At 66.2% G+C, this 25,844-nt stretch carries 26 protein-coding genes; 7 read left to right on the plus strand and 19 right to left on the minus strand.

Annotated elements, in window-relative coordinates; all coding sequences use genetic code 11:
- The first annotated feature begins 88 nt into the window (after positions 1–88).
- Positions 89–1,252 carry a cystathionine beta-lyase gene (locus LK540_RS02125; RefSeq protein ID WP_229435375.1) on the plus strand — a complete coding sequence of 388 codons (1,164 nt, stop codon included), beginning with the start codon at positions 89–91 and terminating at the stop codon, positions 1,250–1,252.
- A 177-nt stretch (positions 1,253–1,429) separates the two neighbouring features.
- Here the strand turns inward: LK540_RS02125 and LK540_RS02130 are convergent, their stop codons facing one another.
- From LK540_RS02130 to trxC, 3 genes are all read right to left on the minus strand, one after another.
- Positions 1,430–2,389, minus strand: coding sequence for a chemotaxis protein (locus LK540_RS02130; RefSeq protein ID WP_229435376.1), 960 nt, complete (start codon positions 2,387–2,389; stop codon positions 1,430–1,432).
- Positions 2,390–2,474: 85 nt separating this feature from the next.
- The gene (locus tag LK540_RS02135; RefSeq protein ID WP_229435377.1) at positions 2,475–2,834 is read right to left on the minus strand and encodes a hypothetical protein; all 360 of its coding nucleotides are present in this window, start codon (positions 2,832–2,834) and stop codon (positions 2,475–2,477) included.
- 90 nt (positions 2,835–2,924) lie between these two features.
- Positions 2,925–3,359 (minus strand): thioredoxin TrxC, encoded by a 435-nt coding sequence (trxC, locus tag LK540_RS02140; RefSeq protein WP_229435378.1) that lies wholly within the window; start codon positions 3,357–3,359, stop codon positions 2,925–2,927.
- Positions 3,360–3,531: 172 nt separating this feature from the next.
- Between trxC and LK540_RS02145 the strand changes: the two genes are divergently transcribed.
- From LK540_RS02145 to LK540_RS02155, 3 genes are read left to right on the plus strand one after another with little or no spacing between them, the layout of a single operon-like run.
- Positions 3,532–4,293 (plus strand): DUF72 domain-containing protein, encoded by a 762-nt coding sequence (locus tag LK540_RS02145; protein WP_229435379.1) that lies wholly within the window; start codon positions 3,532–3,534, stop codon positions 4,291–4,293.
- An 18-nt stretch (positions 4,294–4,311) separates the two neighbouring features.
- Positions 4,312–5,220, plus strand: coding sequence for a Mut7-C ubiquitin/RNAse domain-containing protein (locus tag LK540_RS02150; RefSeq protein ID WP_229435380.1), 909 nt, complete (start codon positions 4,312–4,314; stop codon positions 5,218–5,220).
- The gene (locus LK540_RS02155; RefSeq protein ID WP_229435381.1) at positions 5,217–5,630 is read left to right on the plus strand and encodes a hypothetical protein; all 414 of its coding nucleotides are present in this window, start codon (positions 5,217–5,219) and stop codon (positions 5,628–5,630) included. The genes LK540_RS02150 and LK540_RS02155 overlap by 4 nt, the downstream gene beginning before the upstream one ends.
- 3 nt (positions 5,631–5,633) lie before the next feature.
- Here LK540_RS02155 and udk read toward each other — a convergent pair whose 3' ends face one another.
- The 12 genes from udk to LK540_RS02215 form a co-directional block, all read right to left on the minus strand.
- On the minus strand, positions 5,634–6,275 hold the full coding sequence (gene udk / locus LK540_RS02160) for a uridine kinase (RefSeq protein ID WP_229435382.1): 642 nt from the start codon (positions 6,273–6,275) through the stop codon (positions 5,634–5,636).
- A gap of 87 nt (positions 6,276–6,362) precedes the next feature.
- A complete protein-coding gene (locus tag LK540_RS02165; protein ID WP_229435383.1) occupies positions 6,363–6,683 on the minus strand; it encodes a hypothetical protein in 321 nt (106 codons plus the stop codon).
- A gap of 28 nt (positions 6,684–6,711) precedes the next feature.
- On the minus strand, positions 6,712–7,656 hold the full coding sequence (locus LK540_RS02170; RefSeq protein WP_229435384.1) for an EamA family transporter: 945 nt from the start codon (positions 7,654–7,656) through the stop codon (positions 6,712–6,714).
- A 138-nt stretch (positions 7,657–7,794) separates the two neighbouring features.
- Positions 7,795–8,523, minus strand: a complete 729-nt coding sequence (locus LK540_RS02175; protein ID WP_229435385.1) for an ABC transporter ATP-binding protein — start codon at positions 8,521–8,523, stop codon at positions 7,795–7,797.
- Positions 8,524–8,535: 12 nt separating this feature from the next.
- Positions 8,536–10,497 (minus strand): ATP-binding cassette domain-containing protein, encoded by a 1,962-nt coding sequence (locus tag LK540_RS02180; protein WP_229435386.1) that lies wholly within the window; start codon positions 10,495–10,497, stop codon positions 8,536–8,538.
- Between the two features lie 2 nt (positions 10,498–10,499).
- Positions 10,500–11,390, minus strand: a complete 891-nt coding sequence (locus LK540_RS02185) for a branched-chain amino acid ABC transporter permease (RefSeq protein WP_229435387.1) — start codon at positions 11,388–11,390, stop codon at positions 10,500–10,502.
- 315 nt (positions 11,391–11,705) lie between these two features.
- Positions 11,706–12,863: an ABC transporter substrate-binding protein gene (locus LK540_RS02190; RefSeq protein ID WP_229435388.1), complete on the minus strand. Its 1,158-nt coding sequence runs from the start codon at positions 12,861–12,863 to the stop codon at positions 11,706–11,708.
- Between the two features lie 283 nt (positions 12,864–13,146).
- Positions 13,147–13,581, minus strand: a complete 435-nt coding sequence (locus LK540_RS02195; RefSeq protein ID WP_229435389.1) for a hypothetical protein — start codon at positions 13,579–13,581, stop codon at positions 13,147–13,149.
- Between the two features lie 178 nt (positions 13,582–13,759).
- Positions 13,760–15,061: an SGNH/GDSL hydrolase family protein gene (locus LK540_RS02200; RefSeq protein WP_229435390.1), complete on the minus strand. Its 1,302-nt coding sequence runs from the start codon at positions 15,059–15,061 to the stop codon at positions 13,760–13,762.
- Between the two features lie 244 nt (positions 15,062–15,305).
- Positions 15,306–16,148, minus strand: a complete 843-nt coding sequence (gene serB / locus LK540_RS02205; RefSeq protein WP_229435391.1) for a phosphoserine phosphatase SerB — start codon at positions 16,146–16,148, stop codon at positions 15,306–15,308.
- A gap of 11 nt (positions 16,149–16,159) precedes the next feature.
- Positions 16,160–19,606, minus strand: coding sequence for a transcription-repair coupling factor (mfd, locus tag LK540_RS02210; RefSeq protein ID WP_229435392.1), 3,447 nt, complete (start codon positions 19,604–19,606; stop codon positions 16,160–16,162).
- Positions 19,607–19,709: 103 nt separating this feature from the next.
- Positions 19,710–20,645: a DMT family transporter gene (locus LK540_RS02215; protein WP_229435393.1), complete on the minus strand. Its 936-nt coding sequence runs from the start codon at positions 20,643–20,645 to the stop codon at positions 19,710–19,712.
- Between the two features lie 232 nt (positions 20,646–20,877).
- Here LK540_RS02215 and LK540_RS02220 point away from each other — a divergent pair, with 232 nt between their 5' ends.
- The 3 genes from LK540_RS02220 (at position 20,878) to LK540_RS02230 (ending at position 21,894) form a co-directional block, all read left to right on the plus strand.
- Entirely contained in the window at positions 20,878–21,345 is a 468-nt protein-coding gene (locus LK540_RS02220; RefSeq protein ID WP_229435394.1) for an Lrp/AsnC family transcriptional regulator, read from the plus strand.
- Positions 21,346–21,357: 12 nt separating this feature from the next.
- Positions 21,358–21,567, plus strand: coding sequence for a hypothetical protein (locus tag LK540_RS02225; RefSeq protein ID WP_229435395.1), 210 nt, complete (start codon positions 21,358–21,360; stop codon positions 21,565–21,567).
- 114 nt (positions 21,568–21,681) lie between these two features.
- Entirely contained in the window at positions 21,682–21,894 is a 213-nt protein-coding gene (locus tag LK540_RS02230; RefSeq protein WP_229435396.1) for a hypothetical protein, read from the plus strand.
- 180 nt (positions 21,895–22,074) lie between these two features.
- On the opposite strand, the gene LK540_RS02235 is transcribed toward LK540_RS02230, so the two are convergent.
- The 4 genes from LK540_RS02235 to LK540_RS02250 all read right to left on the minus strand — a co-directional run bounded on the left by LK540_RS02235 (position 22,075) and on the right by LK540_RS02250 (position 25,720).
- Positions 22,075–23,160 (minus strand): endonuclease/exonuclease/phosphatase family protein, encoded by a 1,086-nt coding sequence (locus LK540_RS02235; protein WP_229435397.1) that lies wholly within the window; start codon positions 23,158–23,160, stop codon positions 22,075–22,077.
- A 90-nt stretch (positions 23,161–23,250) separates the two neighbouring features.
- Positions 23,251–24,243 (minus strand): 5'-nucleotidase, encoded by a 993-nt coding sequence (locus tag LK540_RS02240; RefSeq protein ID WP_229435398.1) that lies wholly within the window; start codon positions 24,241–24,243, stop codon positions 23,251–23,253.
- Positions 24,244–25,167, minus strand: coding sequence for an HDOD domain-containing protein (locus tag LK540_RS02245; protein ID WP_229435399.1), 924 nt, complete (start codon positions 25,165–25,167; stop codon positions 24,244–24,246). It abuts the gene before it with no gap.
- A gap of 286 nt (positions 25,168–25,453) precedes the next feature.
- Positions 25,454–25,720 carry a hypothetical protein gene (locus tag LK540_RS02250; RefSeq protein ID WP_229435400.1) on the minus strand — a complete coding sequence of 89 codons (267 nt, stop codon included), beginning with the start codon at positions 25,718–25,720 and terminating at the stop codon, positions 25,454–25,456.
- Between the last annotated feature and the right edge of the window lie 124 nt (positions 25,721–25,844).

Here is a 25,844-nt window from a genome sequence, read left to right on the forward strand (position 1 = left end):
CCGTGTAGCACCTTAATAATGCCGGCCCCTGTTAGCACCAACAGCGCCGGCATTGTCATATCCAGCATCCGATAGCGAAAGGGCCCCCATGACCAAGAAGTCCCTCCAGACCACCCTGATCCACACCGACTACACCGCGCCGCCCGGCTTCGACGCCTACCCACCCGGCATCCACCGCGCTTCCACCGTCCTGTTCGAAAACGTCGCCGCCCTCCGTTCCGGCGACTGGAAAAACAAGACCGCTTACACCTACGGCCTGCACGGCACGCCCACCACCTTCACCCTGGAAGCGCGCCTGGCCGAAATCGAAGGCGGCACGCACTGCCTGCTCGCCCCCTCCGGCCTGTCCGCGATCTCGATGGTCGACTTCGCCTTCCTGAAAAGCGGCGACGACGTCCTCCTGCCCGACAACGTCTACAACCCCAACCGCGAACTGGGCCGCTGGCTGCAACAGGACTTCGGCATCACCGCGCGCTACTACGACCCCATGGTCGGCGCCGGCATCCGTGAACTGATCCAGCCGAACACCAGGCTGATCTGGACCGAAGCCCCCGGCTCGGTCTCGATGGAAGTGCCCGACCTGCGCGCCATCTGCGCCGCCGCCCACGAACAGGGCGTGCTGGTGGCGCTCGACAACACCTGGTCCGCCGGCCTGGCCCTGCGCGGCTTCGACCTCGGCGTCGACATCGTCATGCATGCGCTGACCAAGTACCAGTCGGGCGGCTCGGACCTGCTGATGGGCACCGTCATCACGCGCGACCGCGCCGTGCACGACAGGCTGGCCACCGCGCACATGCGCCTCGGCCTGGGAGTCAGCCCGGACGACGCCTACCTGATCATGCGCGGCCTGCCGACCATGAAGCTGCGCTTCGAGGCCCATGACCGGGCCGCGCGCAAGGTGGCGGCATGGCTGAAGGCGCGGCCGGAGATCGTGCGCGTGCTGCACCCGGCCTTCGAGGAATGCCCGGGGCATGAGAACTGGAAGCGCGACTTTACCGGCGCGGGCGGGCTGTTCTCGGTGATCTTCGACGAGCGGTATGCCGAGGAGCAGACGGACCGCTTTGTCGATTCGCTGGAACTGTTCGGGCTGGGTTACAGCTGGGGCGGGGCGAACAGCCTGGTGGTGCCGTACAAGATGGCGGCGATTCGGCGCGACTGGCAGGAGAAGGGGACGCTGGTGCGCTTCAATATCGGGCTGGAAGAGCCGGATGACTTGATTGCGGATATTGAGCGGGCGCTCGGGATGCTGTGATGCTGGCGTTGTCGGCTCCGATGGCGCCGATGCTGCGCTGATGGGGCGACCGCGTGGACACAGGTGTCCACCCTACAAAGGCGGGTTTCGTAGGGTGGACACCTGTGTCCACGCGGTACGGCGCTTCAACAGTCGAAACGCCACCGGGACGCTCGCAAACGTCCCGACCAACAAAAATTACTGCTTCAACACCCGCCGCAAAGTCGTCGCCAGATCCTCCGCCGAGAACTTGGCCACATACGCATCCGCCCCCACGTTCTTGACGTGTTCCTCGTTCGTCGTCCCCGACAGCGACGAGTGGATCACCACCGGGATATTCCCGAAACGCGCATTCTTCTTCACGTTGCGGGTGAGCGTGAAGCCATCCATCTCCGGCATCTCGAGGTCGGTCAGCACCAGGGCCACCTTGTCGTTGATGCTCTTGCCTTCGGCTTCGGCCTGGGCGGCGATGCTGTTGAGCTGGTCCCAGCATTCCTTGCCGCTCTTGGTCATCACGTAGGGCAGGCCCATCGCATCCAGGCCCTGCTCGATGAGGGCCCGCGCCACCACCGAATCGTCGGCCGCCAGCACGATCGAGCCGGGCTTGATCTGGATGCGCGCACCGACCGCCTGCTGGCTGATGTCCGGGCCGGAATCCGGGTTCATGTTGCGCAGGATGGTTTCCACGTCGAGCACCTGGGCCAGGCGGCCCGGTTCGCCGTTTTCGCCATCGAGGCGGGCGATGCTGGTGACCATGCCGCTGCCGGCGCTCTTCTCGGCCGACATCACCTGGCTCCAGTCCAGGCGCACGATTTCCTCGACGCTCTCGACGGCAAAGGCCTGGGTGGTGCGCGCGAATTCGGTCACCAGCATGATGTTCAGGCCGGTCTTCGGCTTGACGCCGGCAATCGCCGGCAAGTCCAGCACCTGGATGATCTGGCCGCGCAGGTTGACCACGCCCAGCACGTGCGGCGGCGAACCGGCCACCGCGGTGATCGCCGGCATGGCGACGATCTCGCGGATCTTGAAGACGTTAATGCCGAACAGTTCGCTGCGCTCGCCATGCTCGTCGCCGCCGAGGCGGAACAGCAGCAGTTCGAATTTGTTGGTGCCCGTGAGGTTGCTGCGTTCGTCGACTTCCTGCTGTACCGATTTCATGTTTCGCCCTGGAGAGTATTGATGCCTGTTGATGCCACTGGGCAATCATTCTAGCTGCGAATTGCTGAAAAGCGTAAAGACGTCGTCAAAGAGGCATGGATTTGTTGCTGTTCAGATCCAAAAAACCACGAATCAGACGATATGCCTTCCATACCCAGGCCACGCCCCACACCAGGAAGGCCAACGGAATGCCGACCACGGTGGCAAACAGGATGCCGCCGATAACCATCCACAGCACGTAATACCAGAAGGAACGGATCATCCAGCTGTGGTGGCTGTAGACCATGCCTATCGTGTCCGGGCGTTTGACGTAATTGACGATCACCGGCACGATCGACAGCATGCCGAGCGAGAAAAAGAAGGTGGCGGCATGCACCAGGTAAAGGATGCGCGCGAGCTGCTTGGCGTCTTCGGTATCGCCGTCGAGTACGAGTTGTTGCGACATGCTGTTCTCCTTCGGGTCGGCCCCGTTTGCCCGGATTGTAGCAGCCGCCCGTGGCAATTTCGCCAACTGTTCCAAGCGTGCGCGGCGTCCTTACAAGTGCGATTGCACCCAGGCCGTTATGCGCCCGGCGTCCATGGCTCCGGCCTGGCGCGCGATCTCGCGCCCGCCCCGGAACAGCGCCAGCGTCGGAATGCTGCGGATCGCGAAGCGCGCCGACACATCCTGGGCGCGCTCGGTGTCCACCTTTAGCAGGCGCACCTGCGGTTCGAGGCGCTGCGCCGCCTGCGCGTAGTGGGGCGCCATCATCTTGCACGGCCCGCACCAGTCGGCCCAGAAGTCGATCAGCACCGGAATGTCGTTGCGGCCGATGTGGCGCGCGAACTGTTCGGACGTGACGTCCAGCGGTTTGCCGGCGAACAGGGCTTGTGCGCACTTGCCGCACACGGGCTGGTCAAGCAGGCGCGCCGGGGCCAGGCGGTTGACGGCGTCGCATTGCGGGCAGACGATGTGGATGGGGTCGCTCACGGATTCTCCTTGGATGGCTGTTGCCGTGATTGTAAGCCCGCCGCTGCAATCCTGCCGCTGCATTCCTCCCCCTGCAATCTCGCCTGCGTCCGCATCCAAGCATGCGCCGTAGAAGGGGCGCGGCGCGTAGAATCGAACTTATCAATATTGCAAAATAGCGGACCCCGATTCGATGACTGCGCCTGACCAAGCCTGCACCCACCTGATCGGCTGCGCCGGCTGGAGCATCCACAAGGATGCCGCCCCTGCGTTCCCGGCCGAGGGCAGCCACCTCGAGCGCTATGCCGCCGTGTTTCCCATGGTGGAGATCAATTCCTCGTTCTACCGCCCGCACCAGCCCAAGACCTATGCGCGCTGGGCCGAGTGCGTGCCCGAGGATTTCCGCTTCGCCGTCAAGGTGCCGCGCGCGATCACCCACGACGCCGCGTTGCAGGACGTCGATGCGCTGCTCGACAGCTTTGCCGGCGAAGTCAAGGAACTCGGCCCCAAGCTGGGCGCGCTGCTGGTGCAGCTGCCGCCCAAGTTCGGTTTCCACGACCTCACCGTGCGCGACTTCTTCCTGCGCCTGCGCGAGCGCTTCGGCTGCATGCTCGCCTGCGAAGGCCGCCATCCGAGCTGGTTCGGCGACACCGCTACCGACCTGCTGCGCGAACTCGGCGTGACGCGTGTGATCGCCGACCCGGCCGCCGGCCAGCCGGGGCCGCACGTGCCGACCACGCACGACATTTACATGCGCCTGCACGGCACGCCGCGCATTTATTATTCGGCGTACACGCCCGCCTTCCTGGCGGCGCTGGTGCGCGAGCTGGCCGGCTATGCCGCGGCCGGGCGCCGGGCCTGGTGCGTGTTCGACAACACGGCCGCCTTCGAGGCGGTGCCGAATGCGCTCGACGTGCTCCGTGCCTGCCGTGACGGAACGCCGCTCGCGACCTGATACTGCGATACTGCGTCCATGGTCACGGCGACGTTTCGCTTCTACGACGAACTGAACGGCTTCCTGCCGCGCGCGCGGCGCGGGCGGGAATTCGCCACGCCCTGCGCGCGCGCCGCCACCGTCAAGCACATGATCGAGGCGCTTGGCGTGCCGCATACCGAGGCCGCGCTGGTGCTGGTGAACGGCGAATCGAGCGGCTTCGGGCGGCTGCTGGAAGAGGGCGACCGGGTCGCGGTGTACCCGCGCTTCGGGACGCTGGACGTGACGGCGCTGTCGCGCCTGCCGCAACCGCCGCACATGGCGCAGGAATCGCAGCAGCCGCAGCAGCCGCAGGAGGCGCACGATTCCCGGATCGCGCCGCGCTTCGTGGCCGACGCCCACCTGGGCGGCCTGGCGCGCCTCCTGCGCATGGCCGGCTTCGACACCCTGTACGACAACGGTTACCGCGACGACGAGATCGTCGCTATCGCGGCCAGGGAAGGCCGCATCGTGCTCACGCGCGACCGCGAGCTGCTGAAGCGCCGCGCCGTGTCCCAGGGCTGCTACCTGCATGCGATCAAGCCGGAAATCCAGTTTCGTGAACTCTTCGATCGCCTCGGCCTGGCGCTGGACGCCCAGCCGTTTTCGCTCTGCCTGCATTGCAACCTGGCCCTGCGCGCGGTCGACAAGGCGCTGGTGCTGGACGCGCTGCCGCCCTCGGTGCGCGAGCTGCACGAGGAATTCACGACCTGCGAGGCATGCCGGCGCGTGTACTGGAAGGGCTCGCACCACAAGCGCATGCGCGCGCTGCTCGACACGGTGACCGGAGGCGCCTTGCCGGCCGCGCACGATGAAGCCGCCGCGTCCTGCGGCCAGGAGCCGGACTCCGCGCCTGGCGGACCGGAGACGGACGCCACGCATCGCGCCCAGGGAGGGCCGCAAGCATGAACGGGCCCGCCGTCCAGCTGCCGTTCCCGGTGCGGGTCGAGTGCCCGCCCGGCGCCTGCGTGTGCGAGCGCGAGCAGCTGCTGGCCGATCCCGCGGGCGACCACCGGCCGCTGGCCATCGACCGCAAGCAGGAGCAGAACCTGGTGGCGCGCATCGAGCGCGTGCGCGATTACCAGGACCTGCAGCACGTGCAGGCCCTGATCCGCAAGAACGTCGGCGCCGAGCTGCGCATCGAGCGGGGGCCGAACGAAGTACGCACCGTCCGCGGCATCATCGTCGTGCTCGAGGAAAAGCCGGGCCTGTGCAAGAAGGTGCGGCAGTCGGTGCCGGCCGCGGTGCGGCGGCTGTTGCAGGAGCGGCCCGAGATCGCCTACGCCATCCTCGATGCGCACGACCTGTTCGGGCAATGAGCCTTAGAGGCGCTTGAGCCCGCCGATCACGCTCGCCACCTTGGTGGTGATGACGTCGACCGCCGGGCCGTTGGCGCCGTGCGGCAGGATCACGTCGGCATGACGCTTGGTCGGCTCGATGAACTGCTTGTGCATCGGGCGCACCGTTTCCAGGTACTGGTTGACGATGCTTTCCACCGTGCGGCCACGCTCGTTGATATCCCTTTGCATGCGGCGGATGAAGCGCACGTCGGGCGCAGTGTCGACGAAGATCTTCAGCGACATCATCTTGCGCAGGTCGGCGTCGTACAGGGCGAACAGGCCTTCGATCAGGATGATCGGCGCCGGCTTGACGGGGATGGTCTTGTTCGAGCGGTTGTCGATCGTGAAGTCGTATTCCGGCATCTCGATCGCTTCGCCGTTGCGCAGGGCGCGCACGTGCTGCACCAGCAGCGGCCAGTCGAAGGCCTGCGGGTGGTCGTAGTTCTGCTTGCGGCGTACTTCAGGGGTAAGGTCGGACTGGTCGCGGTAGTAATCGTCCTGCATCACGACCGAGACGACGTCGGTGCCGAACGAAGCGAGGACTTGCTGGGACACCGTTGACTTGCCACTGCCGCTACCGCCGGCGACACCTATGACAAACGGAGGGGTAAAGATTGCATTCATCCCGACATGATACCGGAGCGGAAGCCGGACCGACAGGGCTGATTGCGGCCCCGTGGTGCGTGCGCCATGCCGCGCCGCCGGACTCCCTTACATCTTGACAAGGTATTTCAGGACGAAACCGACGACCAGCGCGCCGGCCATCAGCAGCGACAGGCCGCCGTGCAGCGCATCGCTGCCGATCGACACTTCGCGCGACATTTCTTCCTTGCTGATCTTGCCGGGCCGCGACAGCACGACCGGACGCAGCAGGCCCTGGATGCCGAGCACGATCAGGCCGAAGCCGATCAGCGATTCGCCCACCAGGGCGCGCTGCAGGCCAAGAAAGAGCCCGCTGACACCGAGGATCATGCCGAACAGGAACCAGAAAGCGCGCGAGCCGGAGTAGAGCTTGAGTTTGGAAAAGTCCATGGTTTTGCCGGAAGCGTTAAACCCGACATTATAGCGGTGCGCCCGGACTGCGCAGGCGCATCCGCCAGCGCGGGCCGAACACGACCAGCGCCAGCGACAGCACGATCAGCACGATGCCCGCCCATTGCCAGGGCGTGATGCGGTCGCCCAGCGCGAGCATGCCGGCCGCGATGCCGACCGGCGGCACGGCCAGGCTGAATGGCGCCACCCGGTTGGCCGGATGGCGTTTCAGCAGGCCGGTCCACATCGCATAGCCGAGGATGGTGGCGAACCAGCCGAGGTAGGCCAGCGAGGCCCAGCCTGTCATCGACAGGGCGCGCCAGTCCCAGCGCGTGCCGGGCGGATCGAAGGCGAGCGACAGCAGTATGAAGGGCGGCACCGCCACCAGGCTGCTCCAGACCATGAAGGAGAGGACGTCGAAGTCCGGCGCGATGTCGCGGATGCGCCGCACCACGATGTTCGAGGCGCCCCACATCGCGCCTGATGCGACGGTCAGCACTAGGCCGATGACCGTTACCTCCGAGCCGCGCCCGAAGAAATCGGCGCAGAAGCAGGCCAGGCCCAGGGCCGCGATCGCCATTGCCGCCTGCAGGGGCCGGCCGACGCGCTCGCCCAGCAGCAGGAAGCCGAGCAGGGCGGTGAAGAAGACCTGCATCTGCAGCATCACCGGCGCCAGCGCCGCCGACATGCCGGCCCGCAGCGCCAGGAACAGCAGGCCGAACTGGCCGACACCTTGGAACAGCCCGTACAGCAGCACCCAGCGCACCGGCAGCCGTGGCGGGCGCACGAACAGGGCCAGCGGCAGGAAGGCGAACAGGTAGCGCCCGGCGCCGAGCTGGAAGGGCGTCAGTTCGCGCAGGCCGAGCTTCATGGCCACGAAGTTGGTGCCCCAGACCAGCACCACGCACAGGGCGGCGAGGTAGTCGCGCCCCGCCAGGCTGCCGGTGTCGTCCGCCGCGGCTGCCGCGCCCATCACGCCGCTCCTGTCACGTGCAGGCCCCTCAGGTGCAGGCCCCGCATTTGCAAGCCGCGCCTGTGTAAGGTCCTCAAGTGCCGCCGCCTTATGTGCAAGCCGCGTATGTGCAAGCCCATCGCGCCGGCGCCCGCGCCATCAGTGCGCGTGGCCGCCCCCGAGGTAGGCCGCCACCACCTTCGGATCGTGCTTCAGGCTCTCGGCCGGGCCGTGCACCGAGATGCGGCCGTTCTCCAGCACGTAGCCATAGTCGGCCACGTTCAGGGCAGCGGCGGCGAACTGCTCGACCAGCAGCATGGTCACGCCCTCGGCCTTCAGGCGCGTGATGATGCGAAACACCTCTTCGACCAGGATCGGCGCCAGGCCCATCGACGGTTCGTCGAGCAGCACCACGTCCGGGTTCAGCATCACGGCGCGCGCCATGGCCAGCATCTGCTGCTCGCCGCCGGAGAGCGTGCCGGCCAGCTGCTCGCGCCGTTCCTTCAGGCGCGGGAAGAGTTCCATCGCCCGTTCCAGGTCGTGCTGCACGTCGCCTTTCGGGCGCGCGCGGGTAAAGCGCGGAAAGGCGCCCAGCAGCAGATTGTCGGTCACGCTCATGGTGGCGAACACGCGCCGCCCTTCCGGCGAATGCGCCAGGCCGCTGCGCGCGATGCGGTGCGAGTCCAGGCCGGTGATGTCCTTGCCGGCCAGCGTCACCTTGCCGCCGCGCGGCTTGATCATGCCCGAGATGGCGCGCATGGTCGTGGTCTTGCCGGCGCCGTTGGAGCCGATCAGGGTCACCAGGCTGCCCTTCGGCACCTCCAGCGAGATACCGTGCAGGACCTGCACCTTGCCGTAGGCCGCTTCCAGATTCTGTATGCTCAGCATGGGTTGTTCCTTTCAGGTGCGCGCTGCGGCGGTCGCGGACGGGGCCGAGGGGGCCGGCTCGCTGGCGCCGCCCAGGTAGGCCTCGATGACTTTCGGGTCGGCCTGGACGCTGGCCGGGTTGCCCTCGGCGATCTTCTGGCCGAAGTCGAGCACGGTCACGGTGTCCGAGATCGACATCACCACGTCCATGTGGTGCTCGATCAGGATGATGGTGATGCCGTGGTCGCGGATCTTGCGGATGATGGCCATCAGCTCGCGGATGTCGGGCGCGGTGAGGCCGGCGGCCGGTTCGTCGAGCAGCAGCAGGCGCGGGTTCAGCCCGAGCGCGCGGCCGATTTCCAGCAGGCGCTGCTTGCCGTAGGGGAGGTTGCGCGCTTCCTCGTCGGCCAGGTCGGACAGACCCACGAATTCCAGGATGGCTGCGGCGCGCTTCCTCGCCGCCGCTTCCTCGCGGCGCAGGCGCGGGGTTTTCACCATGGCGTCGAACACGTTCGAGCGGAAGCTGTGGTGCAGGCCGACCAGCACGTTCTCGGTGGCGGTCATCTCGCCGAACAGCTGCACGTTCTGGAAGGTGCGCGCCACGCCGCCGAGGGCGATCTGCGAGGGCGAGCGGCCGGTGATGGTGTCGCGGGCGAATACCACCCTGCCGGCGGTCGGCTTGTAGATGCCGGTGAGGACGTTCATCATCGTGCTCTTGCCCGAGCCGTTCGGGCCGATCAGGCCGTGCACGGCGCCGCGCTGCACATTCAGATCGACCTGGTTCAGCGCCTTCAGGCCGCCGAACTGCATCAGGATCTGCTCGGCGCGCAGCAAATCGCCACTGCCGCTGCCCATGGCCACGCCCTCGAACGGGTCGGTCTGGCGGTCGGCGTCGACGGCCCGGGTGTGCGCCACGCGCCGCCCCAGCAGCTGGCGGAAGAAGCCGACGATGCCGTCCTGCAGGTAGTAGACGACGAACAGGGTCATCAGGCCGAAGATGGTCAGGCGCCAGTCGACCATGTTCTCGATGCGGTAGGCCCAGACGGCAAGGCCGATGGTCGCCACCAGGGGCACCAGCACCTTGCGCGCCGTGGTGCGCCCGCGCGCCAGGGCCACGGCTGACCCGGCCACGCCCAGCACGGCGGCGGCCAGCGCGATCTGGCGGAACAGCACGATGTCGGCCAGCAGGCTGGGCAGCATGACGACGATGATGGCGCCGATGATGGAGCCGGTACGGGTCTTGCGCCCGCCCATGATCACGGCCAGCAGGAACAGGATGGTCAGCTCGAAGTTGTAAGTGTTCGGCGAGACGTACTGCTCGGAATAGGCATACAGGCTGCCGGCCAGGCCCGCCAGGCCGGCGCTGATGACGAAGGCATACACCTTGTAGCGGTACACCGACACGCCCATGCAGTCCGAGGCGATCGGACTGTCGCGCAGGGCTTCGAAGGCGCGTCCGAAGTGGGACTTGAGCAGGAAGTGCACCACCGTCAGCGCCGCCACCATGAAGACCGCCACCATGTAGAAGTATTCGGTCTCGTGCAGCTCGCGTCCGAACAGGCTCGGCTTGGTCAGCGTGATGCCCATCGGCCCTTGCGTGATGAAGGACATCTCGTTGATCAGGATCTGGATGATGGTGCCGAAGGCCAGCGTCACCATCGCGAGATACGGCCCGGTGACGCGCAGCGCCGGCAGTGCCAGGATGGCGCCGAACAGGGCGGTCACGACGATACTGGCGGGCACCGCCAGGAACCAGGGCGTGCCGAAGTGCATGATCAGCACCGCCGTCACGTAGGAGCCGATGCCGAACAGGCCGGCGTGGCCGAGCGACACCTGCCCGGTATAGCCGACCACGATGTCCAGGCCGAACAACAGGATGGCGTAGATCAGGATGGTCTCGACCAGGTGCACGTAATACGGGTTCGTCACGAACAGCGGGAACACCGCCAGCGCAACGATCCCGATGGCGGAAAACAGTACGGTGTTTTTCGTCATGGTCAGACTTTCTTGATGGCGGCTTTGCCGAACAGCCCGGATGGCTTGATGGCCAGCACCAGCAGCAGGAGCAGCAGGGCCGGCACGTCCTTGTAGCCGGTCGAGATGTAGTAGCCGGCCGTGGTTTCCGAGATGCCCATGATCAGGCCGCCGACGATCGCGCCCACGCCCGAGGTCAGGCCGCCGATGATCGCCACCGCAAAGGCTTTCAGGCCGAGCGAGGCGCCCATGGTGGCGCCGGTGAGGGTGACGGGCGCTACCAGCACGCCGGCAAAGGCCGCGGTAGCCGAGGACAGCGCGTACGAGAAGGTGATCACGCGCCCGGTGTTAATGCCCATCAGGCCGGCGGCGTCACGGTCGTTCGAGGTCGCGACCACGGCCTTGCCGTAGATCGACTTGCGGTTGAAGAGTTCGACCGCCAGCATGATCAGCAGGGCGCCGACGATGACCGCCACCTGCATCGGCTGCACATTGGCGCCCATTACCTGGAAGGGCGTGGAATCGAGCGGCGAAGGGAAGGGCATGTCTTCCTTGCCCCAGATGTTCTCGGCGATGTTCTTGAAGATGATGGCCAGCGCAATGGTCGACATGATCCAGCCGAACTCGGATTTCAGCTTGATCGCCGGACGCACGCCGATCCACTCGACAAAGGCGCCCTGGAATGCACCGAACAGGATGACGACCGGGATCATGATCCAGTAGCTCATGTAGGGACCGCCGTGCACGCCGCCGGCCAGGCTCAGGCCGACCAGGGCGCCGAGCATCAAGGCTTCGCCCTGGCCGAAGTTCAGCGTGCCGGACGTGGCAAAGGTTAATTGGTAGCCGAATGCGATGACGGCATAGATCATGCCGAGCGCGATCCCGCTGAAGACCAGCTGCAAAAGAATTTCCATGATGTTCACCCTAAGAGGTCGTGAAAAAATCGCCATGGCTGCGTTGCCTCGTCTCGCCGTACGCTCGTACTGTCTTCGACTCGGCGCCTTGCCCTGACGATTTTTTCACAACCTCTGGTGGCAGCGCATGCGCCGCCGGTCGACGAAGAAGCGACTACGAATGACAGGGCGCATACGCGCGCCCGCAGCCGGCTCCTGTTGCTGGAGCCGGCCGTGTCACGACAAGGTGCAGCTTATGTACGGCTTGTGTACGGCTTATGTACGGCTTTAACCCGGCCCGGTTGCGGCCAGGCGGTGCGCTTACTTTGCCAACACTTATTTAGCCAACACGACGCGCCCGCCACGCACTTCGCCGAAGCGGGTGTTCTCGAAGTTGATGGCTTCGTGGTCGTCCTTGCTGTAAGGCTTGTTGTAGGTGGTGACCACGCCTTCGACCCGTTCGTTCAGGTTTTCCAGCGCGGCTTTCACTTTCGGGCCTTCGGTGCTGTTGGCCTGCTTCATGGCGGCGGCCAGCAGGTAGATCGAGTCGTAGCCCTGGGCTGCCGACACGGCCGACGGCATGCGCCCGTTCGGCGGGTTGTAGGCCTTGGTGTAGGCGTCGATGAAGGCCTTGCGGCGCGGGTTGTCGGCTTCCTGGATGAAGGTCTGCGGCATGCGCGTGCCTTCGGCGTTCTTGCCGGCGTTGTCGATGAAGTTGGCCATGGCCAGGGTCCAACTGCCGATCATCGGCACTTTCCAGTTCAGCTTTTCCATGCCGTTGGCGATCTGGGCCAGCTCGGGGCCGATGCCGTAGGTGAGCACGACGTCGGCGCCGGCCTGCTTGGCCTTCAGCAGCTGCGGCGTCATGTCGACGTCCTTCAGGTTGTATTTCTCGACCGTGACGGCCTTGATGCCTTTCTTTTCCAGCGCCTTTTCCAGGTCTTCGCGGCCGAGCTGGCCGTAGCTGGTGGAGTCGGCCAGGATGGCGACCTTCTTGAAGCCGCGGCGCGCGACGGCTTCCTCGACGATCATCGCCGACTGGATGGTGTCGTTGGCGGAGTTACGGAAGACGTAGTTCTCGGGCGCGGTAGCGAATTGCTTGGTGATGACGGAACCGGTGGCGACGTTGTTCATCACCGGGATCTTGGCGTTCTGGTAGAAGCGCTGCGAGGCCAGGGCGACGGTGGTGTTGATGTAGCCGACGGTGGCGGACACGCGTTCCTTGTTGATCAGTTCCTGGGCGATCTGCACGCCGCGTTCGGGTTTCGCTTCGTCGTCGCGTTCGACCATCTGCAGCTGGCGCCCCAGCACGCCGCCCTTCGCATTGATTTCCTGTACCGCCAGCTTGACGCCGTCGCGCATCGACACGCCCATCGGGGCCGAGCCGCCGGTGAACGGGCCGGTGACGCCGATCTTGATCGGATCGGCGGCCAGCGCCGACATCGAGGTCCCCAGTGCTACACCTGCAACCAATGCTTTCATCTTGAAATTCATTGCTGTCTCCGTAGTGTTTATTAGGTGTTTCGGTACGCTGGAACCTGGACGGAAAGGCACCGCCACAGCGCCATCGACGATGCATTGTAGGTTAGCAATTGGCCAACAGCAATCGATTGCTGTGACGCGTCGCACCATGCGAACGGAATAGTCGGACGTAAGAAATCGGTAAGGGAAGGGGCGTATTCTGCTGCGCAAAAAAAAGGCCGCACGTGTGTGCGGCCTCCCCTTTTTGGTGCATCGGTACGGCGCAACGCAGCGGAACTGCGCGCCGTCCGATCGATCAGCGACGGTGGAAACGCGGTCGTGGCGCGTAGTGGCGATGGCCACCGCCCCAGCTGCGCCCGAAGCTGAAGCCCAGGCCGATCGACACCGGCGGATACCAGTACGGGTCCTGCACGATGACCGGCGCGCCGTACACTGGCGCACCATAGACCGGTGCGCCGTATACCGACTGCGGCGCATACACCGGTTGCGACGAATAGACGACGTTGTCCGGCGCCGGATTGACGACGACCGGCGAGCTGGTGACCACACCGGCGTCGCCGGAGCGCGCGCCCGTGCCCAGCGGTACCGGCGTCACCGACACGGTTTGCCAGCCGTTGGCGTCCGGCGCCTGGGCGTAGCCGCGCGTGCCGTAGTTGGCCGGACCCGGATACTGGGTGGCGCAGCCGGTAAGTGCCGCCAGGGCGGCAGAAATGACGATGAGTTTTTTCATGGCGGTCCTCCTGATGACGCCATGATAGTTTGTCGGCGTACATTTTGGCGCGGAATTACAGCTTGTTACAGGTGAAGGGACACCGGAAACCTCGGCGCCGTACTGCTGGCGCCGGGCTTTCGCTGCGCGGCAAGTGCTGCCTCTGGTATTGGCTCAGGTGTTGGCTCCCGTGCGCTCGTCAGTACCGGTTCACGAAATCCAGCGGCGGCGTGGTTGCCGCCACGAAGGGCGCCAGCGGGAAGGCATTCGCCATTGCCTGGTAACCGGCATCGTTCGGGTGCAGGTGGTCGCCGCTGTCGTACAAGGGCAGGATGTGCGCCGGAGCGTTCGGGTCGCGCAGGGCCGCCTCGATGTCGGCCACGGCATCGAATTCGCCGCTGAAGCGGATCCAGCTGTTTGCCGCACGACGCACCGCTTCGCGCGCCGCCGTGTAGTAGACGAAGCCTTCCATCGGCGGCAAGGTGGCGCCGATCACGGTGATGCCGTGCGTGTGGGCGCGCGCGATCACCTGGCGGTAGCCGGCAATCAGGTCGGCCGCGGGAATCGGATTCGAGCCGGAGCTGTAGCTGATGTCGTTGATGCCGATGAGGACGGCCAGGTAGCGCACGCCGGCGGTGGCCAGCACGTCGCGGTCGAAACGTTCGAGCACGTCGCGGCCGGCGATCAGCGCGGTGGCGTAATCGTTGAGCAGCAGGTTGGCGCTGATGCCGCGGTTGACCACGCCGATGCGCCCACCGGCGCCGAGCGAGGCTTGCAACCGGCGCACCAGGAAGTCGGGCCAGCGCCGGTTGACGTTGCCGGTGCTGCGCGCGCCGTCGGTGAGGGAGTCGCCGATGGCAACCAGCGTGGAAGCGGCGCCGTCGACGTCGACTTCGGTGAGGAAGGGCCAGGACGTGATCGAGCGCGACACCGGCATTGACACCGACGAGGTGTAGTCGCCGGCCGGCGACAGGTAGCTGCTGGTAAGCGCCATGTCGTGGATGGTGGTGGCCTGGACGGTGCCCGGCAAGTACAGGCTGATGGCCAGGTCGGCCTGGGCCGGCACGGCCAGTTCGACCGGGTCGGAGAGGGCCGGTGCGCCGGCCGGGATGGTGATGGCTTCCTGGCCGCCGAAGCTGAGGGTGCGCAGGGTTGATTGCAACACGGCCGAGCTCGACGAGCGTACGCCGATGCTGGCGGCGCCGATGCGCAGCGGGGTGCTGCCCATTTCGTTGGAGAAGCGCACGCGCACGCGGTTGCCGCCGATGCTGGTGTGGACGACCAGGCGCAGCGTCTGGCTGGTGAAGCTTTGCGTGCTGGCGCTGGCCGGCGGGCCGGCCGGGGCCGCGCCCCAGGTGGCGCTCCAGCGCTCGCCGGCGCCGGACTGGGCGCGTGCCGGCACGGCGAGACTCGCAGCCAGCAATGGACCGGCACGCAGGAAATTGCGGCGTGCCGGGCGGGCGGCGGGCCGGCTGGGTGGGACAGGCAAATGCTCGTGCATACCTACGCTCCATGGAGAAGGCGGCCCCGGAATCGCGACACGCGGGCGGTGGCCCATGTGTCCAATCTATGCTTCCGGTCGGGGCGACTCAATAGAAACTCAGCAGGGAGTTTGCGCTGGCGCAGGAATCGATGAGAATGAGCTTGCGGTTGGGCAATTCATTGCAGGACGCAACGAATTCACAGGTGTTCGGGTGTGGTCAGGCGCGTGGGCACGGGGCGCCCACGCGTCCACACGGCAAGAATCAGGCCAGTATCTTGACGATGCCGTCGAGCCCGCTAAAATTGAGTGCCACGTCGGCCTGCGCGCGCACCACCGGCTTGGCGCGGAAGGCCACCGACAGGCCGGCGATGCCCATCATGCGCAGGTCGTTGGCGCCGTCGCCCATGACGATGGCTTGCCGTGGCTCGATGCCGAGTTCCGCGCACACGCGCTCCACGGTGCGCCGCTTTTCCTCGGCGTCGACGATACCGCCGACCACGCGCCCGGTCAGGCGCCCGTTCTCGATTTCCAGCACGTTCGCATGCGCGTAGTCCAGCCCCAGGCGCGCCTGCAAACGCTCGGTGAAAAAGGTGAACCCGCCCGACACCAGCAGGGTCTTCAGGCCGGCCGCCTGCACCGCCGCCAGCATCGCTTCGCCGCCCGGCGAGATGCGCAGGCGCTCCTCGTACACGCGCGCCAGTGCCGACGCCTCCAGCCCTTCGAGCAAGGCGACGCGCCGCGTCAGGCTGGCCGCGAAATCGAGTTCGCCGCGCATCGCCGCTTCGGTGATCTCGGACACCTGGGCTTTCAGGCCTTGCATGTCCGCGATCTCGTCGATGCATTCGATGGTGATCAGGGTCGAATCCATGTCCATCGCCACCAGCCTGAAGTCGGCCAGTGTGCGGCCGGCTGCGATGAAGGTGGCGTCCACGCCGGCCGCGTAGGCCGCTGCGGCGACCCGGTCGCGCACGTCAGGCGAGGCATCCACGTCTTCGAAGCGCAGCGCGTGCTCCGAGATCGCCACCGACCGTGCCGGACGCGCCAGGGCGGCAACGTCCGTCAACAGCGCCTGCGCGGCGCCAGGCCCCTGCAATACCAGATTCATCGTCATGTTTCTTATGCCAGCAGTTGTTTGATGGTTTGCTTCACCTGCGTCACGCGCGTCGCCAGGTCCGGCATGGCGGCGGTGATGCGCAGCTTGTCCTGGCCGGCCAGCTTGATGTGGCGGTTCTTCTGGATCAGCGTGATGATCTTGATCGGGTCGATCGGCGGCTTTTCCATAAATTGAAGACTTGCCGCTTCGCTGTGGGCGTCGATCTTCACGATGCCCACGGTCTTCGCGGCGATGCGCAGGCGGTGGGTCTCGATCAGCGCCTTTACCTGTTCCGGCAGTTTGCCGAAGCGGTCGATCAGCTCTTCCTGCATGTCGTCGATCTTGCCCTGGCTTTCGCAGTTGGCCAGTCGCTTGTAGATCGACAGGCGCTCGTGCACGTCGCCGCAGAAGTCGGCCGGCAGCAGGGCCGGGCAGTGCAGGTTGATCTCGGTAGTGGTCGACAGCGGCGCCGCCAGGTCCGGCTCCTTGCCGGCCTTCAGCGAGCGTACGGCCTCGTTCAGCATGTCGGAATACAGCTGGAACCCGATCTCCAGCATTTCGCCGGACTGGTTCTCGCCCAGCACTTCGCCGGCGCCGCGGATTTCCAGGTCGTGCATGGCAAGATAGAAGCCGCTGCCCAGTTCTTCCATCTGCTGGATCGCGTCCAGGCGGCGCTGCGCCTGCTTGGTCAGGTTCTGCACGTCGTTCACCAGCAAATACGCATAGGCCTGGTGGTGCGAACGGCCGACGCGTCCGCGCAGCTGGTGCAGCTGGGCCAGGCCGAACTTGTCGGCGCGGTGCATGATGATGGTGTTCGCGGTCGGCACGTCGATGCCGGTCTCGATGATGGTCGTGCACAGCAGGATGTTGAAGCGCTGCGCCACGAAGTCGCGCATCACCTTTTCCAGGTCGCGCTCGTGCATCTGGCCGTGGGCGATGCCGATGCGCGCCTCGGGCAAGAGTTCGCGCAGCATCGCGTGCCGGTTCTCGATGGTTTCGACTTCGTTGTGCAGGAAGTAGATCTGGCCGCCGCGCTTCAGCTCGCGCAGGCAGGCCTCGCGGATGACGGAACCGTCTTCGCTGCGTACGAAAGTCTTGATCGCCAGGCGCTTTTGCGGCGCGGTGGCGATGATGGAAAAGTCGCGCAGGCCTTCCAGCGCCATGCCCAGGGTGCGCGGGATCGGCGTCGCGGTCAGGGTCAGCACGTCGACCTCGGCGCGCAGGGCCTTCAGCGCCTCCTTCTGGCGCACGCCGAAGCGGTGTTCCTCGTCGATGATCACCAGGCCCAGGCGCGTGAACTTCACGTCCGGCGACAGCAGTTTATGGGTGCCGATCACGATGTCGAGCGTGCCGTCGGCCATGCCCTTGATCGCGTTGTTGATCTCCTTGCCGGTCCTGAAGCGCGACAGCTCGGCGATCTTCACCGGCCAGTCGGCGAAGCGGTCGGCAAAGGTCTGCGCGTGCTGTTCGGCCAGCAGCGTGGTCGGCGCGAGGATGGCCACCTGCTTGCCGCCCATGACGGCGATGAAGGCCGCGCGCAAGGCGACCTCGGTCTTGCCGAAGCCGACGTCGCCGCACACCAGGCGGTCCATCGGCCGGCCCGAGGTCATGTCCTTGATGACGTTGTGGATAGCCTCCGCCTGGTCCGGCGTTTCGTCGAAGCCGAAGCTTTGCGCGAAGTTCTCGTAGTCGATGCTCGAATACTCGAACGAGTGGCCCTGGCGCGCGGCGCGGCGCGCGTACAAATTCAGCAGCTCGGCGGCGGTGTCGCGCACCTGCTCCGCGGCTTTTCTCTTCGCCTTGTCCCACTGGCCGGAGCCGAGGGTGTGCAGCGGTGCGTCTTCGGGCGACGTGCCGGAATAGCGCGAGATCACGTGCAGCTGCGACACCGGCACGTACAGCTTGGTGTCCTTGGCGTATTCCAGGTGCAGGAACTCGGTCTCGCCTTCGCCCAGGTCCATCGAGATCAGGCCCATGTAGCGGCCGATGCCGTGGTTGATGTGCACCACCGGATCGTTGATCTTCAGCTCGGACAGGTCGCGCACCATGGATTCGACCTGGCTGGTCGCTTCCTGCTTCTTCTTGCCGGCGCGCCGGCCCGAACCCGCATACAGCTCGGTCTCGGTGATGAAGGCGATGCAGCCGCTGGTCTCCTCGAACAGCTCGAAACCGGCCTGCAGCGGCGCCACGCCCAGGGCGAGCTTGGCATCGGAGGCACGGAAGCCTTCGAAGCCTTCCACCGGCGCCAGATCCAGCTTGTACTCGTTGAAGTACTGCTGCAGGGTTTCGCGGCGGCCGTTCGACTCGGCGCAGATCATCACGCGGCAGTCGGTGCGCGCCAGGTAGGAACGCAGGTTGGCCAGCGGGTCTTCCAAGCGGCGGTTGACGGCGATGTCAGGCACCGGCGCCGACAGTTCGGAGGCTGGCGCCTGTGGATCGCGGGGGATGTTCCAGCGCCCGTGCGGCTTGGCGCAGGTGAAGAACTGTTCGGCGCCGAGGAAAAGCTCGGCGGGTTCGAGGATCGGGCGTTCGCGGTCGCTCTTCAGGAAGCGGTAGCGCGATTCGGTGTCCATCCAGAAGCGCTGGATGGCCGCCTCGATGTCGCCCACCATGGCCAGCGGGCCGTCCTTCGGCAGGTAGTCGAACAGGGTCGCCGTCTCCTCGAAGAACAGCGGCAGGTAGTATTCGATGCCGGCCGAGGCGATGCCGCTGCCGATGTCCTTGTAGATGGGCGAGCGCGACGGATCGCCCTCGAAACGCTCGCGCCAGCGGCCGCGGAAGGCGGTGCGCGCGGCTTCGTCCATCGGGAATTCGCGGCCCGGCAGCAGGCGCACTTCCTTCACCGGGTACAGCGAGCGCTGGGTGTCGGCGTCGAAGGTGCGGATGGTTTCGATCTCGTCGCCGAACAAGTCCAGGCGGTAGGGCAGGGCGGAACCCATCGGGAACAAGTCGATCAGGCCGCCGCGCACCGAGTATTCGCCCGGCGACATCACCTGCGACACGTGGGTGTAGCCGGCCAGGGTCAGCTGGGATTTGAGCTTGGCTTCGTCCAGGTTCTCGCCCTGGCGGAAGAAGAAGGTGTAGGCGGCCAGGAAGGACGGCGGCGCCAGGCGCACCAGGGCGGTCGTGGCCGGCACCACCAGCACGTTGCAGTGGCCGTTCTGGATCTCATGCAGCGTGGCCAAACGCTCGGACACCAGGTCCTGGTGCGGCGAAAAGGCGTCGTAGGGCAGCGTCTCCCAGTCCGGCAGCAGGTGGCAGGACAACTTGCCGTCGGCGAACCAGGCGATTTCGTCGAGCAGGCGCTGGCCGTCGCTGGCGTTCGCCACGATGACGGTGAGCATCTGTTTTTGCGCCTTGTACGCGAGGCCGGCAATGGCCAGGGCGTAGGCGTCGGAGGAACCGGCGAGGGCCGGCAGGACGAAACGGTTACCCGCTTTGGGGAGATGTTTGTTGAGATCGAAAGGCATGCAGGCGGTGCTTCTCGCTGGAGAAAAATCGGGGCCGATGGGCCGCTCATTATAGACGAACGACCATCGTTTCGCCCCGCACACCTGCGCGGCAGGGTGGGGTTTACCTGCGCCGCATGTTCGAGACCACCAGCCCCGCCAGGATCAGGCCGAAGCCGGCCGCGTGGTAGGACTGCGGCGCTTCGCCCAGCAGCGGCCAGGCGGCCAGGGTGGCGAACAGCGGAATCAGGTAGAGCGCCATGCTGGCGCGCGCCGGACCGGCCATGCCGACCAGTCGGTCAAAGCAGAAATAGGCGCCCAGGCTTGGCACCACGGCCAGGAAAGCCAGCGCGATGTAGAGGCGGCCGTCGCCGAAGTTCGGCACCGTACCGGTCCAGGCTTCCAGTGCCGCAAACGGCGCCAGCACCAGCGCGCCGCCGCCGATCAGGCTGGCCAGCTTGACGGTGGCCGGCATCGGCGGCAATGGCAAACGGCGCCCGAACACGGTGTACAGGGCCCAGCCGCTGGCAGCGGCGATCACCCACAGGTCGCCCTGGCCGAAGCTGAGCGAACCGAGCGCTTCGAGATGGCCCTTGGACAGCACCAGCAGCGCGCCGCCGATGGCCAGCAGCATGCCGGCGGCCTGGCGCTTGGACAGCGGCGCCTTCCACACCAGGGTTTCGATCAGGGTCACCACGGCCGGGCAGGCCGCGAAGATGATGGCGATATTCGCCGCGCTGGTATGGCGCGCGCCGATGTATTGCGGGGCGACGGCCATGCCCATGCCCAGGCCGGACAGCAGCAGCAGGCGCGGCCAGTTAGCCAGCAGCGTGCCGCGCAGCGCCCACAGGCGCGGGCCGACGGTCGGCAGCAGGATTGCAAAGGCCAGCGCCCAGCGGCCGAAGGCGAGGAAGACCGGCGGAATCGCGGCGCTCTCGGCCCAGCGCGCCACCACCAGGTTGGCGGCGAACAGGGCAGGCGCGATGAACATGAGCGGCAGTTCGCCAGCGAAAGGATCGTTGCGGTAGCCTAGGGCGCTGCGGGAAACTGCTTCTGTCACGAAAACTCCGGAATTCGATTGCTGCGCTGCCGTAAACGCACTTGTATCGACAAGCGCCACGGCAGCAAATTGGGGTGTTTGTCTGGGAGATGTCGATTTTACTGCGCCGCACAAAAAATATTCTTTCGTATCCAGCGGAGATTGGCGGAGGCGGGTGAAGGTTCTTCTTTGTCTAGGCTAGAATGTAGAAGAATTATCTTGTGAGTTAAATTTTTGAAAAGGAGGCCTGGCAATGAAGGATGGCGTGCTCGACGAGATCGACCGCAAGATACTGCGCACCCTCGCGCGCGACGGGCGCATCAGCAACCAGAAGCTGGCCGAGACCGTCAATCTGTCGCCCACGCCATGCTGGCACCGGGTCAAGGCGCTGGAAGAATCGGGGCATGTGCAGGGCTATGTGGCGGTGCTCGACCAGCGTGCGCTGGGCGTACCGGACACGGTGATCATCGAGGTCACAGTGGACCGGCACGACGACGAGATCTTCCAGGCGTTTTCGGACGCGTTGGCGGATTTGCCGGAGGTGATGGAGGCCTACCTGCTGTCGGGCGAATACGATTACCTGATCAAAGTGGCGGTGTCGGGTACCGAGGGCTACGAGCGGTTCCTGCGCCAGAAGTTGTATAAACTGCCGGGAGTAAAACACACGCGCTCGACATTTACTCTGCGCTGCCTGAAGCGGGCGGCGTCGGTGGCGCCTTGATTGGAGACGAGGATGCACAAGCTGTCACATCAGGTCGACGGGGAATGGCTTGCCTTCCTGCCGCCGGCGCACTACCGCGTCGATGCCGGCCGGCTGAGCGGGCACCTGCGCGGCGGCGATCCGGCGGTTTTCGAGGAGTTGGCCGGCTGCCTTGCCGCGCCGGTGATGCTGCTCTACGTCCTGCATACGCCGCGCGGCGAAGCCGAGGCCGGGCGCTACTAAAGTCCCGAGCTCGATGCCGGCACCCTGCGCGCCTTTATCCGCAAGTTCGGCAGCTTCCTGCAAAGCGATGCGCGCTTCGACATCTGGGTCCATTCGCCCGGTGACGGGGCGACGGTGGTCTGGGATCGCCACGACGATTTGTACGCCTACGGTCCGATCGAGCGATTTGCCGCCGCGCTGGATGCGATGGGGTATCGGCAGGCCCCGCTCGTCAATCCAGGTGCGCACATGCACCATTACCGCAAAAGCTGCGACGAGATGGCGCGCGCACTCATCGAGGAATTCGACTGGGTGGTTTCTCCGCTGCGGCCCGAGGACGAGCAGTAATGGGGTACGTAGGGTGGACTCCCGAGTCCACGCGGTAGAGCGCTTGCGGGTCGAGACAGTGTCAGTGCCGACATGCTTGCGGATCGGCGCCCGGCGGTCAGGCCATGACTGATAAGCAGTCCTACCGCGTGGACTCAGGAGTCCACCCTACAACATCCAGAATCCAGGACCGGGACCGGGTCACGCCTGTGGCTCGTGCACATCCGACACCCGCACCGGCTCGGCCGCGATCTTCTCGTCGGCCAGCGCCTCGTCCTCGGCATCGGCTTCCAGCCCTTCCTGCGTCGCCCCATGACGGCGGTCGTAGGCCAGCTCCACCAGCATCGGGAAGTGGTCCGACCCGAACGCCGGCAGGCGCTGGATGTGGGCCAGCGTGAAGTGCTTGCTGTGGAACAGGTGGTCAAGCGGCCAGCGGAACAGGGGAATGCCGGCGTGGAAGGTGTTGAACATGCCGCGGCCGATGCGCGGGTCGAGCAGGCCGCTGATCTTGCGGAACAGGCGCGTCGTGGTCGACCACGCGACGTCGTTCAGGTCGCCCGCCACCACCACCGGGGTATCGAGATCGGCCACGCTGCGCGCCACCACCAGCAGCTCGGCGTCGCGCTCGGTCGATTCGTCGTGCTCGGTCGGGCTGGGCGGGGCCGGGTGCAGGAAGTGCATGCGCACCTTGCGCCCCGACTCCAGCACGATCATGGCATGCATCGAGGGGATGTCGTCCTCGACCAGGAACTGGATCGCCGTGTCTTCGAGCGGCAGTTTCGAATACACGTGCATGCCGTACAAATTGTCGAGCGGGCACTTCATGGCGTAGCGGTATTCGCCCTCGAGCGTATCGAGATGGCGCTGCCACCAGGCGTCGGACTCCAGGGTGACGAAGATGTCGGGCCGGTGCTCGCGGATCAGAGCCAGCAGGCCTTCGGCATTGTGGTTCGGCGCCAGCACGTTGGCGGTCAGGATGCGCAGGCGCTCCTCGCGGTCGCTGGACACCGCTGCCTTGACTTCGTTCGGGTAGATCCGGGTATAGGGGATGATCCACCAGGCCTGGTAGACCAGGCAGGCGGCGGTGACGGCGAGCAGGATCTCGGTTTCGTAGTCGCCCAGGTCGAGCAGCGACAGCTGGGCGATGAGCACGGCCAGCGCCACGGCGGCGATCTGCAGGCGCGGGAAGTCGAGGTCGCGCACCAGCCAGGTCGTGCGCTGCGAGAGCGGGACCAGGGTGGCGAGCGCGATCAGTACGACCAGGGTGGCAAGGATGGGAAAGGCCATGGCAGAGCGGTATTCTTGTTATTCGATGCCGCCAGTATGCCCGTGTCCGCCTTCTTGATTTGTTCGGAAACGAACATAGCCATTCGCCAATCAGGCGCCTGCCACGCCTTTACCTTCAGCTTCGCTTTCACTTTCACCGGGCGCCTGGACCGGCCGCCGGTTCGCGATCCCGAAGGGCACGTGCACCATCGGGATGGTGCCGCCCGGTGCGGCGCGCAGGTGCGACATCTGGTCGTCGAAGAAGATGTGCGGCTTGAACACGCCCAGCACGCGCGACTTGTCCATCCCGCCCAGGAAAAAGGTTTCGTCGGGCGACACGCCCCAGCTTTTCAGCGTGGTAACGACGCGCTCGTGCGAGGGCGCATTGCGCGCCGTGATGATGGCGATGCGCACGATGCGCCGGTAAGCCGGATCGGCGCGCGCGGCGTCGTCCTCGAGGCGCTGCAGCACCGCCAGCTGGCGGAACAGCGCCGCCAGCGGCCCCACGCTGTGCGGGCGCGCCACGTGCAGGGTTTCGTGGGCGTGGAATTCGTCGAGGTCGTTGTTGCGCTTGAAGACGGTCTCGGATTCGTCGTCGGCCAGCACGCCGTCGAAGTCGAAGGCCACGCGCAGTTCCAGGTCGCCGTCTTCGTCGGCGATCTTCGAGGGCAGCACCAGCCCGGCCGGGTAGTCGACGGCGATCGCATTCTTGACGTCGTCCTCGTTCGCGCTGAGGAACAGCGAGGCGTTAAAGGCCGGCAGGTAAGGGTAGGGCGGCTTGCCGTTCATGAAGGCGGCGCGCGAGATGTCCAGGCCATGGTGGGCGATCGAGCGCATCACGCGCAGGCCGGTCTCCGGGGAATTACGCGAAAACAGCACCACCTCGACCGGGGCCTGCTGCGGGAGCCAGCGGTTGATGTTCAGGAAGCGCCGGATGAAGGGAAAGGCCACGCCCTTGCCGAGGATGGTGTCGAGGTGCCGCTCCTGGTAGTCGCGGTAGGCCTCGGCGCCGTGCTCCAGGTAGACCTGGTGCGACTCGGACAAATCGAACAGCGCGCTGGAAGCCACGCCAATGACGAGTTTCTGTTCTATCGGGAAGGGCATTCAATCCTCGGTTCCTGGTTGATCGGCCAGCTGATCATAACAGGGCCGCAGGCGGGTGCCGAGGATGGCGCCGGCCAGCGGATCGTCGGGCTGGACGGCGCCGGCGTCGACGAGCAGGCGCAGCTTGGCGAGGCGGTCGCCCTGGGCCAGCACCTGGCCCAGCGCCGAGGAGTCCGGCCGGTTGCCTTCGAGGATGGCGCCGGCCACGGTTTCCGGAAATTCCCAGTGCAGCGCGATGCCGTAGGCCATGCGCCGCGCCAGCGCGAACAGCACCCCGACCACGCTGCTGGAGGCCGGCAGCCCCTTGCCGTCGCAGACCTGGTCGATCAGGCGGAAGGCCACCACCAGCCCGACGTTCTGCACCAGGCCGGCGAGATAGGCTTCGAAGGGGTCGGCGCCCGTGGTCGGCGCCAGCGTGCTGGCCGCCAGCGCGCATTTCTCGGACTGGCGCCAGATCTGCGGCGCCACCTGCTTGGCGAAGCGCCCGGTCTGCGTGCTGATGATGGGGCGGAAAGCCACGCGCGCCAGCAGCATGCGCAGGCCGTTACGGCCGAGCAGGATCAGCGCGCCCTGGATGGTGCGGATCGGTGCCGGCGGCCGGTACCAGGAACTGTTCGCTTCGCGGATCACTTCGCCCACCAGCACCACGTCCTGCGCCACCATGCGTGCGATGTCGGCGCCCGAGACGCTGTCGTCGCGCAGGCTGCGCAGCAGTTCCGGGATCACCGAGGGCACGCGCGGCACCAGCTCGGCCGCATAGGCCGGGCGCTGCGCCAGGCGCGACAGCTCGGCCAGAACCAGGGCCTCGGTGGCGGCGTCGGCCGGCGCTGCAGCCGGGACGGCGCCCGCCAGCCAGCGGTAGAAGGCCAGGTCGAGCGAGGGGCCGGGGTCGGGTGCGGGCGCAGGGGTGTCGGATGCAGGCACAGCAGGCGCAGCGGGCGCAACAGGGGGAGTAGCTGCGGGAGCGGGAACGCCGGAAGCGGCGCCAGGCTGTGCGGAGAGGCTGCCCGGCGATCGCGGCGCGGCGCCAAACAGGCGCGCGATCCAGTTCTTCATGATGGGAGGTGTCGGCCGGGGAAGGCCGGATTCTACCAAGCCACGGCGAAACGCGTTGCCGGGCCTGCGCTACGGTGTGCAAGCGCAGTGTGCAAGCGCGGTGCGCTACTGCGCCGCGGCGCGCTCCTGGCGCGCCGCGATTGCTGCACAGGGCTCAGCGGCCGGTGCCCGACGTCGTGCCGGTGCTCGAGGTCGTGCCGGTGCCGGTGGCCGAGCTGCTGCCGCCGCTGATGCCCACGTTGCCGTTCGGCTTGGGCGCCGGGTTCTCCGGCGACTCGGTCATGGGCACGCTGCCCGAACCGCTGCTCATGCTGCCGGACGTGCTCGAGCCAGTCGAATCGGTGGTGCCGGTGGAGCTGCAGGCGGCCAGGCCCAGGCTCATCAGGCCGGCCAGGACGATGCTGGTAGAAGTGCGCTTCATGGGTGTTCTCCGTGAGTGATTGAGAAGACAATCGAGGAATCCATCATGCAAGCGCTCTCGTCGGTTTGCTATAGGAGCGCGACGAGAGTCCTTGTAGGATGTGCCGGACGTTCGCTAACGGGTC

Origin of the sequence: Massilia sp. IC2-278 (genome assembly GCF_020708045.1) — a bacterium.
In the GTDB taxonomy this organism is placed as follows: Bacteria; Pseudomonadota; Gammaproteobacteria; order Burkholderiales; family Burkholderiaceae_D; genus Telluria.